Raw genomic sequence first — 15,251 nt, 5'->3', positions numbered from 1 at the left:
CGGATCGTTGTTCGAAGGCTGCGAACAGGTCTCCAAAAACCGCGCAAGGGCATTGGGTCGAACTCTTGCCCGGCGTTAAGAGGAAATTTCCGGATTGCGCATAGACGCAGGGAAACTTCGGTGCCTGCGATGCGCTTTGACCTTTCTACCCTCTATTTCCTTGCCATTGGAACTCTGCTGCTCAGCGCCGGTATGACGCTCTGGGAATGTCGTGCCCGGCCCGAGCGCAGGAAAGAACTGCACTTCCTTGCCGCGGGCTTTGCCACCCTCGCGACCGGCTGCATTCTGGCAATGGCTCGCTTCCACCTTCCCGGCACCTTGGGTGCGATCGCTGCCAGCATGATCATGCTCTCGGGGTATCTCCTGCTTTTCGAAGGCGTCGCAGCGCTTGGCGGCCACAGGCGCCGAGCGATCTCGCTGGCGTTGCTTGTCGCCCTTGCACTGGCGTGGGCGTTTGCCGGCACACGCTGGCAGCAGGAAGTTTGGCACTACTTCTGTGCCGGACCCATTGCCTTGGCCAGTGGCCTGACGGCCTGGGAAATGTGGCGAAACGATCGCCTCCATGCCCTGCGCTCGCAGCGCATCGTTGTAGCCTTCGCGGCTGTCCACGCCCTGTTCTATGCGGGCAGGGCCTTGATCCTGCCCCTTCTGGTGTCGTCAGTGGGGCCACACCTTTTGGTCACGGCCAGCACTGTCACGATGTATGCAGGCGTGCTCTATTCGGTCGGCCTGCCCATGGCGCTCATGGCCCTGCTGCGCGAGGAAACCCATGCCCAGTTGCTGGCGGCAAGTCGTACCGACTACCTGACCAGCCTGGGCAACCGGCGCTGGTTCTTCGAAGAGGGTGAGCGATATATCCGGTCGGCGCACGCGCAAACGCGTGTCTTTCTGCTGGCTTTCGACCTCGATCATTTCAAGTCGATCAATGACCGGTTCGGCCATGCCATGGGGGATCAAGCGCTCAAGCTCTTCGCCCGTTTCGCGCGTCGTACGGTTGGGGAGGGCACTATCCTTGCTCGGATAGGTGGTGAGGAATTCGCCGCATTGCTGCCCTGCAGGTCCAGTGCCGAGGCGATTTCGGTGGCCCAGGGCGTGGCAGGCCGCTTTGCCGAAGTGGCGGCCGATCCCCGGACCGGCTTGGGCGTGAAAGCGACGGTCAGTATCGGCATCGCAGAACTTGGCCCCGACGGCACCGAGCTTCCGGGTTTGCTCGCAGCGGCGGACAGCGCCCTCTACCAGGCGAAGGCGAGCGGCCGCAATCGCATCGTTCTGGCCCGAACCGAGCCTCTCGCTGTCGCCAACTGACGCAAGCCCCTGACTTGGCCGAACAGCGATGGCAGTGAGACAATCCGGTCGAAATCAGTGCGTCCAGTCGAGCTTCACGGACTCGAAATGCCAGCGCAGCTGCGCTGGACTGGCTCCGTCAACATCGTTGACCCGGCCCTGACCTTCCAGTCTGACCGGACGGCCGTCCTTGTCGTTTCCGGTGACGGTGAGCGGCGCCGTATAATAGCTTGAGCCTGCAGCCCCTTCCATCACTCCGGAGGGAACGGCGACGGTGGGCTTGTCCAGATCGGCGAAGAGGGCTGAGAACCGGGGCTGGCTCCATTTCTCCCGGTCCGCGGGGCTGAGCATGGCCCAGGCCTTGGCATATTGTCCCAGCTCAATCGCGCGGGCGAAATCCAGCAGGATGTCGCGCGCACCTGTCTCGCCGCGTTCGGCGTCAGGCGTCAGCTGAGACTTCGCAGTTTCCGTTGCCGTATCACTGCTGGCATTCGCTTCGGTTTCAGGTGCCTGATGCCGCTCTGTGGCAGTTTCGAAGCCGGTTGAGCCCGTTGCCTCGTTGTCGTCGGGCATAGTTTGCGTCTGCCCGCATGCCACGAGCATCAACGCCGGTGCCATTGCGGCGAATGTCCTGATCTTGTCCATTCATGCCTCAACGGGTGGACAAGGCCGGCGGTTCCTTATCTGTGTGTCGCTACAGGATGCGGCTGCTTCGTCTTGCGTTTCGGCCCGGATCGTTCTGTCGCCATGCCAGGAGATTTGACTGAAGTATGAGGCAAAACCTCTCGCTTCCTCATCAATCAAAGGTTGAAGGGGATCGCAGTGGCATCGATGATCGCACTGAACGCCTCGCTCACTGTCCTGTGATCGACGAGGTCAACTTTGAACGGCAAGGCGCTTTCGTCGAAGGCGTCGGCCAGTTCCGCAAGCAGCGCTAAGGGGAGGGGGACTGGCCCCGTCAGCGCTAGATCAAGGTCCGACCAGGGTTTGGGTGAGCCGCCCGCCCGGCTGCCGAACACGTGCACCTGGAAATCCGGGGGCAGGTGCGCTGAAAGGACACGGCGCACTTCATTGCGTTCGCTGTCAGAAATGACAAGCGCCCGTGTCACGCGGTCGGTCGGTTTTGCAGGCGACCAAGGAGCGCGCGTGCTTCATCAAGGAAGCAGGGGATCGCTTGCGCAACCTGCAGAGCTGTGGCCTCGTCGTAAGTGTGCGACGTAATTTTGCGTATTTCTCTGTAAGTGCGCCAGTCTGGCCAATTTCCGGCCACAAGGCCCAGTTCCGCGCCGGTGCGAATGAGTTCTGGAAAACTCATCCGCTCGACTTCCTCGGGGTTTGCCGCCGCGGCTTCCAGCGCTCTGCGCAACATCTTGTGCGAGAGGTCGTAGGTGAACTCGAAGCGTTGGATCAAGCCATCGCGGATCTGAGCGTCCGAGGTGTCAGACAGATAGCGCGTCAGCCCCTCCTCGAGGCGGGAGACGGCATGGGCAAGCGAAGAGAAGTCGAGCGGCATAGTCAGCACCAATGTCACCGAACGGGCCAGTGCGGCAAGCATCCCGAGGGAAGTGCGCCTGCGAGGCGTTAGCTGCGCGAGGCTGCAGTATGCTGCGGCTTCGTCTTGCGTTTCGGTTTGGCAATCCAGAAGCTCCAAACCGCGAGCGATCCGAGAAGAGTGAGAGCCAGCCCCGACAACGTCATCACGATACGAAAGGCCAGTCCTCCGACCTTTGCGGCGTGAAGCGGGTAGAGCGCGTTATAGGCGACGACCGTCCGGGACAGGTCGGCGGCATCGCGCGTTGCAATGACTTCGCCGGTATCGGCCGCGAACCAGACCGTCGTGCGGCCGTTGGGCAGCCATTCCTGTTGCCCGCGCATGCGCAAGGTGATCAGCCCATTGTCATTGCGCGGCAGCGACATGCTGCGCACTTCGGCATTGGGGAAGCGCTGTCGCGCGCGCACGATCATCGCCGCCCAATCGAGATCCTCCGCGACGGCTACGGGACGAGCGCTCGGCGCCGCGAGAGCACGGCTGATTTCTTCCGGTGCACCGGGCCCGAACAGTACGGCCGCCATCGGCCGGAAGACGAGCACGGCGCCAGTTATCAGTGAAACTGCGAGCAAGGGGGCGACGATGACGCCGAGATCGCGATGATGCCGCACGATTGCGGGACGGGTCAGGCGTGCCGGAACCAGTCGGAACTGGAAGGTCTTGCGGGTTCGCCACCAGAGGACGATGCCGCTGACCACGAAGAACAGGCCGCAAAGGGCCGCAATGCCGATCACGAACTCGCCCTGGTCACCTGCGAAAAGGTGATGGTGAAAATCGAAGATCCAAAGCTCGGGTCGTTGCCATTGACTGGACCAGTCTGTCACCGGATCGCCTGTCTGCGTGACGTAGGCACCTGCGCCATCGGCAAAGCTCAGGCGATCGAGCCCGAAGTCGGCAGTTGCAAAAGTGATCGATTGCGGCCTGCTTGCGGCATCCGTCATGAGGCGCTGCGTCGTTTCGGCGAGCAGGGATGTCTCCTGCATTTGGGGATCGTTGCCATGAGGCAGCGTGATCCAGGCGTCCTTGTGCAGCAGGATCGTCCCCGTGAGGCCGAGGAGCGCCAGCAGGAGGCCGATGAGGCCTCCTGTCCAGCGGTGCACATTGTCGAGCAGCTTCATGAATGCCGACACATCAGAAGCGATAGTCCCAACCGAACGTGAAGTTGCGGCCGCGTCCGGCAAAGAAGTGCGCGTTGTCGGTGGGGCGGACGGTTTGGGTATAGTAGTCGATGTAGAACGTATCGAAGATATTCTGCGCCGCGAGTGTCAGGGCACCGAAGCCGGTTTCATAGCGCAGGCTGATGTCGGTGACATCGTAGCCGTCGAAGGCGTAAGTCTCATTGAAATTGGCCGGCGTCCGCTCGAATTTGCGGGACAGGAAAAGCAGCGTCTGAACCCGCGCAGAGAATGGTCCGCTGCGATAGCTGGCCGCCAGGTTCAGGCGATCCGGCGAGATGTTGGCGCCATCGAGGTCCCGGTCCACCTTGTCGATGCCGTCATTCGAACCATCGGTGCGGCCTTCGAGATGCGCGTAGCCTGCCGAGAGCGTGAGTCCCGGGACCGGCGTCCTGGCCGACAGGTTGATCTCGATACCCTCGATCTCGACCCGCTGTCGCTGGACCTCGAAGACACCGCCGGTCCGCACCAAAAGCGAACCGTTCTTGCTCGTCGACCAGAAGTAGGCGGCGCTCGCATCGAGGGGGCCGCGCTTGGCCTCCATGCCGATTTCGCGGTTGTTGGAGACGATCGGACTGATGTTCACGTAGTCGTCGATGTCCACGCCTGCCGAGTTGACGGCGCGTGCGATGCGGCCAACGTCGGGAACGGTGTAGCCTTCCGCGTAACTGGCATAGGCGCGCAGGCCAGCGACCGGCTCCAGAATGACGCCGCCGTTGAACAGCGTGTCGCTGAACTTGGGGGTGCCTCCCGAAACGGCGAAGCCGCCGTAGCTGGCCAGCGTCGTGTAGTCGTCGATGGAGATCTTCACGTCTTCGTAGCGCACACCGCCGGCAAAGCGCAGCTTGTCGTCCAGCAGCGCCAGGTTGAACTGCGCGAAGGGCGCGATGCTGCGATAATCCGTGGGCGGCACCCAACTGCGATCGGTAGCGATCAGCCGCTGCTCGGTCGCATCGTACAGCACGTCGAGACCGAGCGTCGCCGTCAGGGCCTCCAGACCGGGAACCTTGCGCTCGTACGAGAGTTTGCCGCCATACTTGCGGCTGCGGTTCTGCGACTGGTCGAACAGCGTGCCGATGGGCGCGATGGAGGCGTCCTGGAAGGTGGCGATGAATTGCTCGCCGGCGATGACCGGTTCGCCGCCGTAGGTGTCGCGCGAACGGTTCCAGAACAGCTGGGCCATGAGGCTGCCGCCCCACAGGTCGCTGTCGGTCAGCGTCAGTGCCGCGCTTTCCGTGCGGTTCGTCGCCGACTTGCCAGGCGGTGTCCCACGCACCGATGTGGTGGGCCGGTCGATGGTATAGTCGCCATTCTCGGGGACGTAGTCGCCTTCGCCTTCTAGTTCGAAACGGCTCAGCATCAGATCGAGGCGTGCCGTATCCGAAAGCGCGTAGCCGAAGCGGCCGAAGACGGACCACGAGCGGCTATCCTGGGTTTCACCCTGAGTCAGGTCAGCGCCGATGCGGCGACCCTTACCATCGTAGTAGACGCCGCGCTTGTGGAAGGCAGCGCCAACGGTTGCGTCGAAGCGTCCGCCGCGCCAACCGATCAGGCCTGCGACCTTGCCGCCGATACCGTCGCTGCTGAAGCCTGTGTCTGCGTTCCCCTGCACCAGTACGCGTCCGGAAATTCCGTCATGCTGCGCAGGCCCCACCGTCACCTGGTTGACGATGCCGCCGGTGCCGCCGATGCCCTGAAGTGCGTTCGACCCGTAAATGACCTCGACCCGGTCGACGAAGAACGGATCGATGGTGAAGCCGTCGCGGGCGCCATCGCGTAGCGGGGCTGTCTGGGGAATGCCGTTGATCGCATAAAGCGGGGATCGGCCACGCAGCGTTTCGCCCGCTCCCGACAGCTTCTGGCGGGTCGGCGAGAAGGACGGCGTCAGGGCGGACACCGCATCGACGACGGAACCGCCGATCGCCACTTGCTGTGCAAGGGTCGCATTGTCGAGCACATCGATCGTCATCGGCAAGGCGTTCGCCGGCAATTCGGTGCGCGCCGCGGTGACGATAATGGGACCATCCGCCTTTGCATCGAAGTTTGCGGCGTTCTGGGCAAAGGCCGGTGCCGCACCGACGGCCATGGGCAAAACGAGCAATGCGTGGCGAAACTTGACGGTCATGAGATCTCCCTTTCGGCCGGGCGGATAGGGAAGATTTCATGCACTTGCAAGTCATTATCAATATGGTTGCGATGAGAGGATAGTCCGCACCATTCATTGAATGACGCGCCGCGACTGCGCTTTCAGCAGGCGGGCATGACAACAAACCCACATTTGTGCTCATGTGGGTTTGTAAAAATTGGCGAGGGTCCCATGAGCCGGCTTACAATCGACATTTCTGAACAACAGCACCAGAGCCTGAAAGCCTTGGCAGCCTTACAGGGCAAGACAATCAGGCAATATGCGATCGAACGGCTTTTCCCGGCCAATGCGGGTACCGATGAGGCATGGCTGGAACTGAAAGCACTTCTTAATGAGCGCGTTGCCCAAAATCTGGCGGGCGGCATTTCAGCCAAGAGTGTCGGCACGATGCTGGATGAAGAACTCGGCGAGGATAGTCGGGATTAACTGCTGCCTAAGTTTTGCCGGCGGTAGCCGAAGACGCCTTGCGTTAGATCATCCGCTATACCCACAAGCGATGGGGAAACGAACAGGTCCGTTCCTACATTTTCAAGCTCGAACAAGCTATCGTTCGCCTTGCGATTGGGCACGGAGCGTTCAAGGAGATGAATGAGCTTCACCCGGGACTTCGGATGGTTCACTGCGAACATCACTTTATCTTTTGTCTGCCACGCGAGGCCGAACCGGCGCTCATCGTCGCAATCCCTGTGGCGCAAAGCTCGTGTCATACTTGGGTCAGTCAATCGAAGATGCAGATGCCCGATATCGATAATTCGTCGTCACGGCGCCAACGGCTGTCCTCATTCGATCAGTATGGGGTGTCACGCTCCTCTGGCGAGGTGCGTTGTGTCCGTTCCGAGTGAGTGAGGTAGAGGAGGGAAGGGGATTGGCCGTGACGGGTTTTGAGCTGGGAGAGAGGCTCCCGGCGCCCGTCATGGAGATTTCCCATGACACAGGTGGAAGTTCTGGATGGCGAGTCCGGTCGCAGCGGTGGCTATAAGGTCGATGTCACGCGCGGCGACAATATCTCGCGCGTCTCTTCGGAATGGTTTTCCCGGCCCGATGACGAGCGCTATCTCTCACTGTCCGATCTGTTCGGTGCCGTTCGCGGCCGTGCCGAGCGCAGCCGGACCCGCACGCTGGAGAGCGCGGCGATCCGGGTGGAGGCGAGCCGCGATGATGCAGAGCGCCTATCGCTGATGTTGCCGGGCTCAGACCGGTCGGTTGCGCCCACGCACTGGAGCTTCGGTCAGCTCGCCAGTCTGGTTGGCGCACCGGCCGCCTATCTGCGACAGCTGCCCGCGCCGCTGGCCGGTATCAACCTCCAGTATGGCCTGACGTCGCATCGTGCAGAGCAGGTGAAAACGCTCGAGGTCGAGGATGGCCGTGTCGAACTGCGGGCTGTGACCGGGCCCGAATACGGGCGTTATCTGAACAGTCAACCTGTCTCACCGACGGCTCACTAATCTTTCCATCGCACCGCTGAGCCCCGTGCGCGCCCCGATGCGGGCGATGCCGACGTGCGCTCGCGGCCATTTCCCAGGAGATGAACATGGCATATCGCAAGCAGGCTGGCGAGCGCGCTGACGTCTACACGCGCGTCACCGCCGAGATTATCGCAGCTATCGAGAACGGGGCCGGTGACTGGCGCGCACCTTGGCATCATCATGGCACCAGCGTTGCGCGCCCGACCAACGTCAGTTCGGCCAAGCGCTATCGCGGCATAAACACCGTGGCGCTCTGGGTGGCGGCGATGGCGGGCGGCTACAGCGATGGGCTGTGGGGCACCTATCGCCAATGGATCGAGGCCGGCGCGCAAGTCCGCAAGGGCGAGCACGCCACCACCGTGGTGTTCTGGAAGCAGGTGTCTTCCGCTGCCGACGATGACAGCGATGAGGACGAGAATGGCCATCGCAAGATGTTCGCGCGCGCATTTTCCGTCTTCAACGTGGCGCAGGTTGATGGCTATGAGGTGCCGCCCATCACGATGCTCCCGGACACGGCGCGCCATGCCGCAGCGGAAGCGTTCATTTCCAGCCTGGGTATCGCGACTGTCTTTGGCGGTTCGGAGGCCTATTATCGCCCCTCGACGGATACGGTGTGCATGCCCCCGTTCGAGTGTTTCCGCGACGCTGCCTCTTTTTACGGTGTCTGGCTTCACGAGAACGGCCACGCCTCAGGAGCCAAGCATCGGCTCGATCGCGACCTCTCCGGCCGCTTCGGTTCCGCCGCTTATGCGGCCGAGGAGTGCTGCGTTGAGATTCTGAGCGGCCTCGTGCTCGCGGACCTCGGCATCGCGCATCACCCACGTCCCGATCATGCAGCGTACATTGCCTCCTGGCTCGAGGTGTTGAAGAATGACTCACGCGCGATCTTCACGGCTGCCAGCAAGGCGCAGCAGGCTGCGGACTGGATGCACGCTCAGCAGCCAACGCCCCCGCCGGAGCAGATTGTATCATCGCCGCAGGATGGGGACGACGTTGCCGGCGTCGGCATTTCGCCTGCGTTCCTCGCCGCGTAGCAGCGCACGTACCTGCACGTGTTGGGCGAGGATATTCTCGCCTATGGTCTGCGACTGCTCGCCGCTGTCGATTGCTGCCGGTGCGGCACCTTGGCGCCCGGCTGCGGCCTCGCGCAGCTCTGCCCGGACCGCAACCGCCCTGTTCGCGGTAGCGCGGCTCACACCCGCCTGCCGCGCCAGGTTCGCGACCGACAGCCGGTCGCCGCTCGCCACGAGGCGCGCCAGGGCGCCCCGTAATCTGCGTTCGGTCTCGGTGCTGACCGGCTTCATGCCGCTGGATCCGCCCATAGCGCGATCACCTTCTTCATGCGGTCCCGATCCGCACGTATCGCCGTGCGTTGGGCGGCTGACAGGCGCTTGCTCTTCAACACCGCCTCGGCATCATCGATGGCGGATTGCCATGCCGGAACATGGCGGCTCGTGATACACGAGTTCGGACAGCGATCCGGCGCGCAGTTTGAGAGCCGCGGCGCCGCACCTTCGTTGGCGCTCCGCAGGCATAGCGCGGTCGCGCGATCGAAGAAGCAGTCGTTGAGCACGCCCACATGCAGCGTTCGCGCCAGATGAGCGAGCATCGCTTTCACCCGTTTTTCGTCTGCAACAATGCCGGGCAGCTCGGCGGCAGTTGCTACCCGCATCATTTCCGCAGTGATCCGAGCGCCTGCAGGTCCCGCCAGTCTCTCGCCATTGCGGTAGCCCTCATATTGGACGACGATATCATCGAGTTGACCAAGGGCGCGTTCCTGCTCGACCTCCTGCCGGAACCCGGATGCTGACGCTCCGGCGTAGCCGTCGAACATGGCGACCGAGGCGTGCTTGTACTGGATTTTCCCGGCAACCACGCCGAACGGCCGATTGGCGATATACCAGGCAAGCGTGCGACGGAACTGGCGGGTGTTGAAGACCCAGTTTCGGCCATCAACGAGCGGCACGGCAGGCATGTCGACAGAGCCATATTGCGCGTCGAGGTGCTCACGATAGCGGTTGATCTGCTGCACGATGTGGGGAAGCGTGCGCTCAACGGCTGTGCCCCGTTCGAGCACGATCCATAAACCGTCATGCTGATGCGGTGCGCGATGGCGGCGCGCAAGGCGCTCGGCCACCTCAACGGCGCGTGCGACGGGTGCAATCGTCACCCATTCTTCGATCTCACCGTGTGTCCCGCGTCCCTTGTAGATCATGCTCTGCACCGCGATCCGCTCGATCCGCCCATCGGCACTTTTGCCTCGCTTGATGCAATTCGGGCGCATGGCCTGGATTTCGCCATCGCGCATGCCGGTCAGATAGGAACACAGAATGTAGGCTGCCGTTTGCAGGTGCCGCTCTTCTCGGACAAGATCGAACGCATCGAACCGTTCACGCCAAGGACGTCCGCTATCGGGATCGAGGGTGATTAGCGTGTCCATACCGCCATGCTCGATGCCGAGTTCCTCGATTGCCGAGAGCACGAGCGCCCTCATGTTGGGCTGACTGAGCGTGGTCGGATGGATCCCTGCCTGCATGGCGATCAGCCGCATGTTCACGACGTGACCGTCGTAACGGTCGGATTCCGCGATGGCCTGGCTCATCCCCCCATTCCGCTGTGGGCGGTTCCAGACAGGAACACCACGGCCCGCCAACCGACGGGCAGCGGTCCACTCCGCCATCCGGTCCGCCAGACGGCTATGCTTTGTACTGGCGGGGCGCTCGGCATAGGCCGTTTCAAGTGCATCCAGTTCAGCGCGCGCTGCGAAGATGTCGGCCGCGAAGATGTCGATATATTTGAGCGACCAACGGATAAGTGCGCCGATTACCGGCTCAGGTATGCGCGGCGTGAGATTCTCGGAGGGCCGACCCTTGCAGCCCGCGACGGTGTAGATCGCGCGTCCGTGCCAAGGCACGAAGCGCAGCCCACCGTGGGACAGGAAGGGTGCCAGGCGGCGAAGCTGCACGATCGGCCGCAGGCATGCCGCCACCCGGCTCGGCTGCACGTTTCGCGCCCTCAGTTCGGCGAGATATCCATCGAGCAATGCCTGGTCGATGATCCGAACGTCGAACCGTCCGACTCGCTCCCGGACGAACGCCATGAACCTGCAGAGCGTCGCCAGCGCGGTGCGGGTCGATAGCGGGCGTAAACGCCCCGCGCGATCCGGGAGTAGTTCGTTCAGCCATGCATAGATATATTCCTTGGCTGTCAGACGTTCGATGGGGCAGGCAATCCCGCTGAAGTCGATCGTGCGGAAGGCATTACGCGCTGTGACGTGAATGATTGCGGGGTCGATATCCCAGATATCGTCGTGGAATCGGGACAGTTTGGCACGGTCCGTGCCATCCTTGAGCGCCATCGAAGCCAGCACAACGTCATCATGGGCGCGTATCGCGGAAAGTCCCGGCGCAAGGGCTGGCTGGCTCTCGCTCATAGTCGTGCTTCCACGGGAAGATAGAACAGTTCCGTGCCCGATAATTCGGCTTCGGTGCGGGCTGCCTCGACCAGCGCCATGGGGAAGGCTGGCAGGATCTGGCCCGCAATCCGCCACCAGGCCCGGCCGAACTTGCTTGCCCACTCTTCGGCGTCGAGCACCTCGCGCTGCACAACCATGAAGGTTTGGAAGGCAACAAGCGCCGGCAGCTTGCGCGCCGTGATCACCGCGTTTTCGCATTCAAGGCACCCCCAGAAGGGCGTCGGGCAGGCTTCGCCCGCTGAACCGAACGGGCTTTTGAAGAAGCCGCTACAGCGGGCAAGCCACAGGTCCTCACCGGATGAAGATCTACAGTACGCAGGTTTCCCACCTTGCTCGCCCGCAGTATGCTGATCTCCATCGGCGTCGGGCAACAGGATAGTTGGCCGTAGCGCCATTTCCAGCGCGTCTCCGCTGGCCTCGGCGACGGTTCGCTCGTGGATCGGTCGAAGTGCCGGGATTTCGGCATAATGCCGCGCCGCGACCGGTATCGAGTGCCCAACAGCGAAGTGCTCGAGCTGCCCACCGGTCTTGCGATACCATTCGGCCTTGTTGGTCTTGCGAAGGCGCGACAGCGACAGGTGTAGCGGCGCGCCGTCATCATCGAGCAATTGGTGGTGACGGACAAAGACCTCTATGCCTTTGCGGCTATCGTCGCCAGCCACGCGGAGCCCTGTGATGGTCCAGATCGCCCACAACCGATCTGTTCCGAGATGCCCTCGCGCCCGCTCGGTCAGCGCGAGGGCGAGCTTGATCAGGCCGCCTGGCGTGCCACTACCACCATCGCGTACACGCAAGCGTTTCCATTCCGATCCGCGCGCGCGACGCTTGTAATACTCGATCTCGACATAGCCCTTGGTGGGATTACGCAGGCAGTCCGCCTTGAGACGCAGCAGGCATTCCATTTCCATGCCGGTCTCAAGAGACAGGAGCACGAGGAACGCGATGAAGTCGAGCCGGGTCAGGTAGAAGCCGGCATGCAGGGCTTCCATCGTATTATCGATCCCACGGTGCCCGGCGAGTTGGACGAAGCGTCTTACGTCCTTGCGGCGTGTGCCGACCTGACCCAAGCGAACGATCGCGTCGACCACGGCGGCATAATGCTCGTGGACGCGAGTCCCGATCTCCATGCGCTTCGGAATCGGCGGTCGCGCGTCGCCCAGTGCTATCCGGCGTCGCGCGTCTTCGATCTGTACGCGGGCGGCATTTCTCAGCCGGTTTGCAATGCCGCTGCTATAGGCATCTCGTGGCTGGCTGACCCCGCCTTCGCCGTGGCCGATGAAGGTCAGGCGTGCGACCGTCTCCTGCGAGAGGATGCCGCCGCGCATTTCCGGTGCAAGGCGCAGAAGCCCAATCAGCGTTGCGAGAAGGTGACGCTGGTGGAAGCGCCCTCCGCCATTGCGCTCCAACCAGAGTTCGTAATCGTTGATCAGCGTCGTATCGATGTCGCCGAGCCCGCTCACCGACAGATCATTCATATCCAGGAACGTCCAGAACAGACCCAGTTGCCTGACCTTTCGTTGAACCGAACGGGCGATGGGGCTTGGTCCCATCCGGCGGATATATTCATCGAGCAACACCGCCATTTCGGCTGTAAGGGCTGTGCGCTTCCAGTTGCGCATGTCTACCAGCACCTCGCTGCCGTCATCGCAGCGAACAGCGAACCGCCGCGGATCGAGCGCCGTTGCACCTGTTGGGGACTCCGGCGCAGCTTCCGGGAAGCGGGCATGGTGCCCGCGTGTCACGCTGCTTTTTTCGGCGCGAGATCAAGCCCCCACTGCTCCACCGCCACATCGATAATCGCCTGACTTTCGTCGAGATGATCCAGATAGATGTAGGTGCTCTCGATCCGGCTGTGTCCCATCAGCCGCTGCAGCTTGAGCAGCGGATCGCCGATCAGGCGCCGATAGACCGAGCCGGTCTGCCCCGCGTCACCGCTGGCGGCGTATTTGACCTGCTCGCGCAGAAGCAGGGCAAGCATATGGACGGCAAAGGCGTGGCGCAGCATGTGTGGGGTCACGTCGATTTCAACCCCCAGTGCATGGCAGCGGGCGCTCGCGCGCATGAATACCGCCTCCCATGCCGGCATCGTCATCGGCCGCCCGGTTTCGGTGAGCCACAGGCTTAACGGTGCGAACGTATCTGCATCGACGAGCCTGGCGCGTTCGGTCGGAGACAAGCGATCGACGCTGACGACAGCTTCACGATCACCGTTGCTGACACGAAGGGATCTACGCCCAGTCGGCGTCGCGAGGATTGGCCGCGCATTCGAAGGTGGGGCGCGGCCTCCTCGCTTGCTGACGGCATTTTCCCGTTCGATGCGCGCATAGTCGTGCAGTTGGGCCAGCAGCCTGACGGGCAGGCGGATATCTCGTCCGCGACCTCCCTTCGCCGTAGCCGCCGCAAGCCGATACGGCACCGATCGGATCGACGGGTCGGAGAGCTTATGGTGTGGAAGCTCGCCGAGCAGCAGGCTCGATGCTTCCTGCAGCCTTAGCCCCGTCGTGATCAGGAACTCGGCGAACAGAGCGTTGCGCTCACCGTGGCGTCCACGCCAGTATGGATCCTCACGTCCATCCGGCAGCCGGCCTCGCAGGCCGACATCCCGGAACAGCATATAGCGCTCCAGATCGACGAAGCGCATGTTACCCTTGCGTGCCCCAGGCTCGCGCGCGCAATTGGCGGCTACGGCCTGACGTGGTCCGTCCGGCGCCGAACGGACCCAGCTCTGGCGATAGGTGAACGGCAGATCGGCGACCAGATTCTCGTCGCGCGCCCAGCGATAGAGTTTGTCGAGCGCGGCTACGGCGCGATTCCACGATGCGGCCGAGATTCGATAGGGCGGCTTCGACAGCCGCCGGGCATGGTGGAAGGCGGTGACGTCATCACGATCGGCCTGCCAGAGGGATTTGCCGTTTCTGCGTTCGCCCAGGAACCGCATCCAGACGACGATATCGCGCGCGTAGGCCCGAAGGCTGTTGAGCGACCGCACGCCCATCGTGGGACAGGAGCGGAAGAAGCGGTTGAGCTGATGATCATAGCTCCCGTCATCGCGCAGGATAAACGGCATTCCATCGACCAGTCCACACCTGCTGGCTGCTGAGATTTCGTCAGGCGTCAGCCCGTGAACCTGCCCATCGATTACGACGGTGGAGGGGAGGGAGGAGAGATCGGTGAAGAAGAGCTTGGGGATGGGAAGTCTCCGGGCGCCGATGTTTTGCCGGGGTGGGCTCGAGCCCACCCCGGCAAAACATCGCACCTCCAACAGGAAGGCGATCGATCATGGAGCTGCCTCATCATCATTGCGTCTGTGAGACGGTCCTGAAGAGTCGGGATAATGGCCGTATTTGGGATCACGAACTGGTGAGCGCGGTCATGAGCATTGCCGGTGACGGTGTGGGCGATACCCGATGGAAGGTCCCCGGCGTGCTCGACTGGGGCTCGATGGTCTACAACCCCCATGTCGATGTCAGCAGCGAAACGACGACGCTCTATGCCTCCGACCGCGATGTCTTTCTGTTCCTGGTCGATGACACCCATCCGATCGAGGCCGGCAAGCTGCCCAATGGCGAGCCCGATCTCTTCTTCCGCGGCTTCTATGCCTGGAACTCCGAGGTCGGCTCCAAGACGCTGGGAATCGCGACGTTCTACCTGCGCGCCGTGTGTATGAATCGCAATTTGTGGGTGCGCCATGGTGGCGCGATCAATTGAGTGAAGGATGACTTCTCAGGAAACCAAGAACAGCCTGATGCTCACCCGACTTACCTTGGCCAGCAATGGCTGCGACCGTGAAAGCGGCAGGGGACAATAGCATGTCGGGTAAAAGGCGTCTCCGGGCCGAAGCCATTGTAGGCTATCGGGGCGTCAGGGCAAGACGTGTATGGTGAATGCTGGATTGCGTGAAGCCCAGATTCAGGAACTTTATGCGGGTCATGGCGCAGCAATGGTTGACGCGTCATGCCGTGCGAAGGGAGGACTACCCCATAGCGTCCTCCTAAACTTGGTCGCACGGTCCACCTCTCGTCGAGAGGCCAACGATCGAACGGGCCACCTAACCACGTCGCATCTCACTGATCGTGTAAACATGGGATCGTCTAAGCGGGCACCTCTCCGGTGTCCCGTATGGCGACGGAGCCGCCATATTAGCCAAACGCCCGGG

The 15,251-nt window shown here is 62.4% G+C and carries 14 protein-coding genes and 1 pseudogene; 6 read left to right on the top strand and 9 right to left on the bottom strand.

Annotation, left to right across the window (positions count from 1 at the left end; genetic code table 11):
- Window positions 1-129 precede the first annotated feature (129 nt).
- Window positions 130-1,305: a GGDEF domain-containing protein gene (locus B5483_RS20510; RefSeq protein WP_079731778.1), complete on the top strand. Its 1,176-nt coding sequence runs from the start codon at window positions 130-132 to the stop codon at window positions 1,303-1,305.
- Between the two features lie 54 nt (window positions 1,306-1,359).
- On the opposite strand, the gene B5483_RS20505 is transcribed toward B5483_RS20510, so the two are convergent.
- From B5483_RS20505 to B5483_RS20485, 5 genes are all read right to left on the bottom strand, one after another.
- On the bottom strand, window positions 1,360-1,857 hold the full coding sequence (locus tag B5483_RS20505) for a hypothetical protein (RefSeq protein ID WP_245829449.1): 498 nt from the start codon (window positions 1,855-1,857) through the stop codon (window positions 1,360-1,362).
- 227 nt (window positions 1,858-2,084) lie between these two features.
- The gene (locus B5483_RS20500) at window positions 2,085-2,393 is read right to left on the bottom strand and encodes a nucleotidyltransferase domain-containing protein (RefSeq protein WP_079731777.1); all 309 of its coding nucleotides are present in this window, start codon (window positions 2,391-2,393) and stop codon (window positions 2,085-2,087) included.
- Entirely contained in the window at window positions 2,390-2,839 is a 450-nt protein-coding gene (locus tag B5483_RS20495) for an HI0074 family nucleotidyltransferase substrate-binding subunit (protein WP_245829447.1), read from the bottom strand. Before B5483_RS20495 ends, B5483_RS20500 begins: the two co-directional genes overlap by 4 nt.
- Before the next feature lie 26 nt (window positions 2,840-2,865).
- A complete protein-coding gene (locus B5483_RS20490; protein ID WP_079731799.1) occupies window positions 2,866-3,951 on the bottom strand; it encodes a PepSY-associated TM helix domain-containing protein in 1,086 nt (361 codons plus the stop codon).
- 13 nt (window positions 3,952-3,964) lie between these two features.
- The gene (locus B5483_RS20485; protein WP_079731776.1) at window positions 3,965-6,133 is read right to left on the bottom strand and encodes a TonB-dependent receptor; all 2,169 of its coding nucleotides are present in this window, start codon (window positions 6,131-6,133) and stop codon (window positions 3,965-3,967) included.
- A gap of 192 nt (window positions 6,134-6,325) precedes the next feature.
- Here B5483_RS20485 and B5483_RS20480 point away from each other — a divergent pair, with 192 nt between their 5' ends.
- From B5483_RS20480 to B5483_RS20465, 4 genes are all read left to right on the top strand, one after another.
- On the top strand, window positions 6,326-6,580 hold the full coding sequence (locus B5483_RS20480) for an antitoxin (RefSeq protein ID WP_079731775.1): 255 nt from the start codon (window positions 6,326-6,328) through the stop codon (window positions 6,578-6,580).
- Window positions 6,581-6,627: 47 nt separating this feature from the next.
- Window positions 6,628-6,996 (top strand): type II toxin-antitoxin system RelE/ParE family toxin, encoded by a 369-nt coding sequence (locus B5483_RS22990; RefSeq protein ID WP_342743700.1) that lies wholly within the window; start codon window positions 6,628-6,630, stop codon window positions 6,994-6,996.
- An 84-nt stretch (window positions 6,997-7,080) separates the two neighbouring features.
- The gene (locus B5483_RS20470; protein WP_079731774.1) at window positions 7,081-7,599 is read left to right on the top strand and encodes a hypothetical protein; all 519 of its coding nucleotides are present in this window, start codon (window positions 7,081-7,083) and stop codon (window positions 7,597-7,599) included.
- A gap of 86 nt (window positions 7,600-7,685) precedes the next feature.
- A complete protein-coding gene (locus tag B5483_RS20465) occupies window positions 7,686-8,654 on the top strand; it encodes an ArdC family protein (RefSeq protein WP_013831460.1) in 969 nt (322 codons plus the stop codon).
- On the opposite strand, the gene B5483_RS20460 is transcribed toward B5483_RS20465, so the two are convergent.
- The 4 genes from B5483_RS20460 to B5483_RS20445 are packed head-to-tail and all read right to left on the bottom strand — an operon-like array spanning window position 8,589 to window position 14,333.
- Window positions 8,589-8,942 (bottom strand): hypothetical protein, encoded by a 354-nt coding sequence (locus B5483_RS20460; RefSeq protein WP_038575789.1) that lies wholly within the window; start codon window positions 8,940-8,942, stop codon window positions 8,589-8,591. The genes B5483_RS20465 and B5483_RS20460 overlap by 66 nt on opposite strands.
- Complete coding sequence (locus B5483_RS20455; protein WP_007013282.1) at window positions 8,921-11,053, bottom strand: hypothetical protein; 2,133 nt, start codon at window positions 11,051-11,053, stop codon at window positions 8,921-8,923. The genes B5483_RS20460 and B5483_RS20455 overlap by 22 nt, the downstream gene beginning before the upstream one ends.
- Complete coding sequence (locus tag B5483_RS20450; protein WP_079731773.1) at window positions 11,050-12,837, bottom strand: hypothetical protein; 1,788 nt, start codon at window positions 12,835-12,837, stop codon at window positions 11,050-11,052. The genes B5483_RS20455 and B5483_RS20450 overlap by 4 nt, the downstream gene beginning before the upstream one ends.
- The gene (locus B5483_RS20445; protein ID WP_176168144.1) at window positions 12,834-14,333 is read right to left on the bottom strand and encodes a tyrosine-type recombinase/integrase; all 1,500 of its coding nucleotides are present in this window, start codon (window positions 14,331-14,333) and stop codon (window positions 12,834-12,836) included. The genes B5483_RS20450 and B5483_RS20445 overlap by 4 nt, the downstream gene beginning before the upstream one ends.
- A gap of 92 nt (window positions 14,334-14,425) precedes the next feature.
- Here B5483_RS20445 and B5483_RS20435 point away from each other — a divergent pair.
- Window positions 14,426-14,776: pseudogene (locus tag B5483_RS20435) on the top strand (hypothetical protein); the annotation flags it as partial.
- Window positions 14,777-15,251: the final 475 nt, after the last annotated feature.

This window comes from Novosphingobium mathurense (assembly GCF_900168325.1).
Taxonomy (GTDB): domain Bacteria; phylum Pseudomonadota; class Alphaproteobacteria; order Sphingomonadales; family Sphingomonadaceae; genus Novosphingobium; species Novosphingobium mathurense.
Note: the sequence above shows the minus strand (reverse complement) of the source record. Positions and strands in the feature narration are given on the sequence as shown.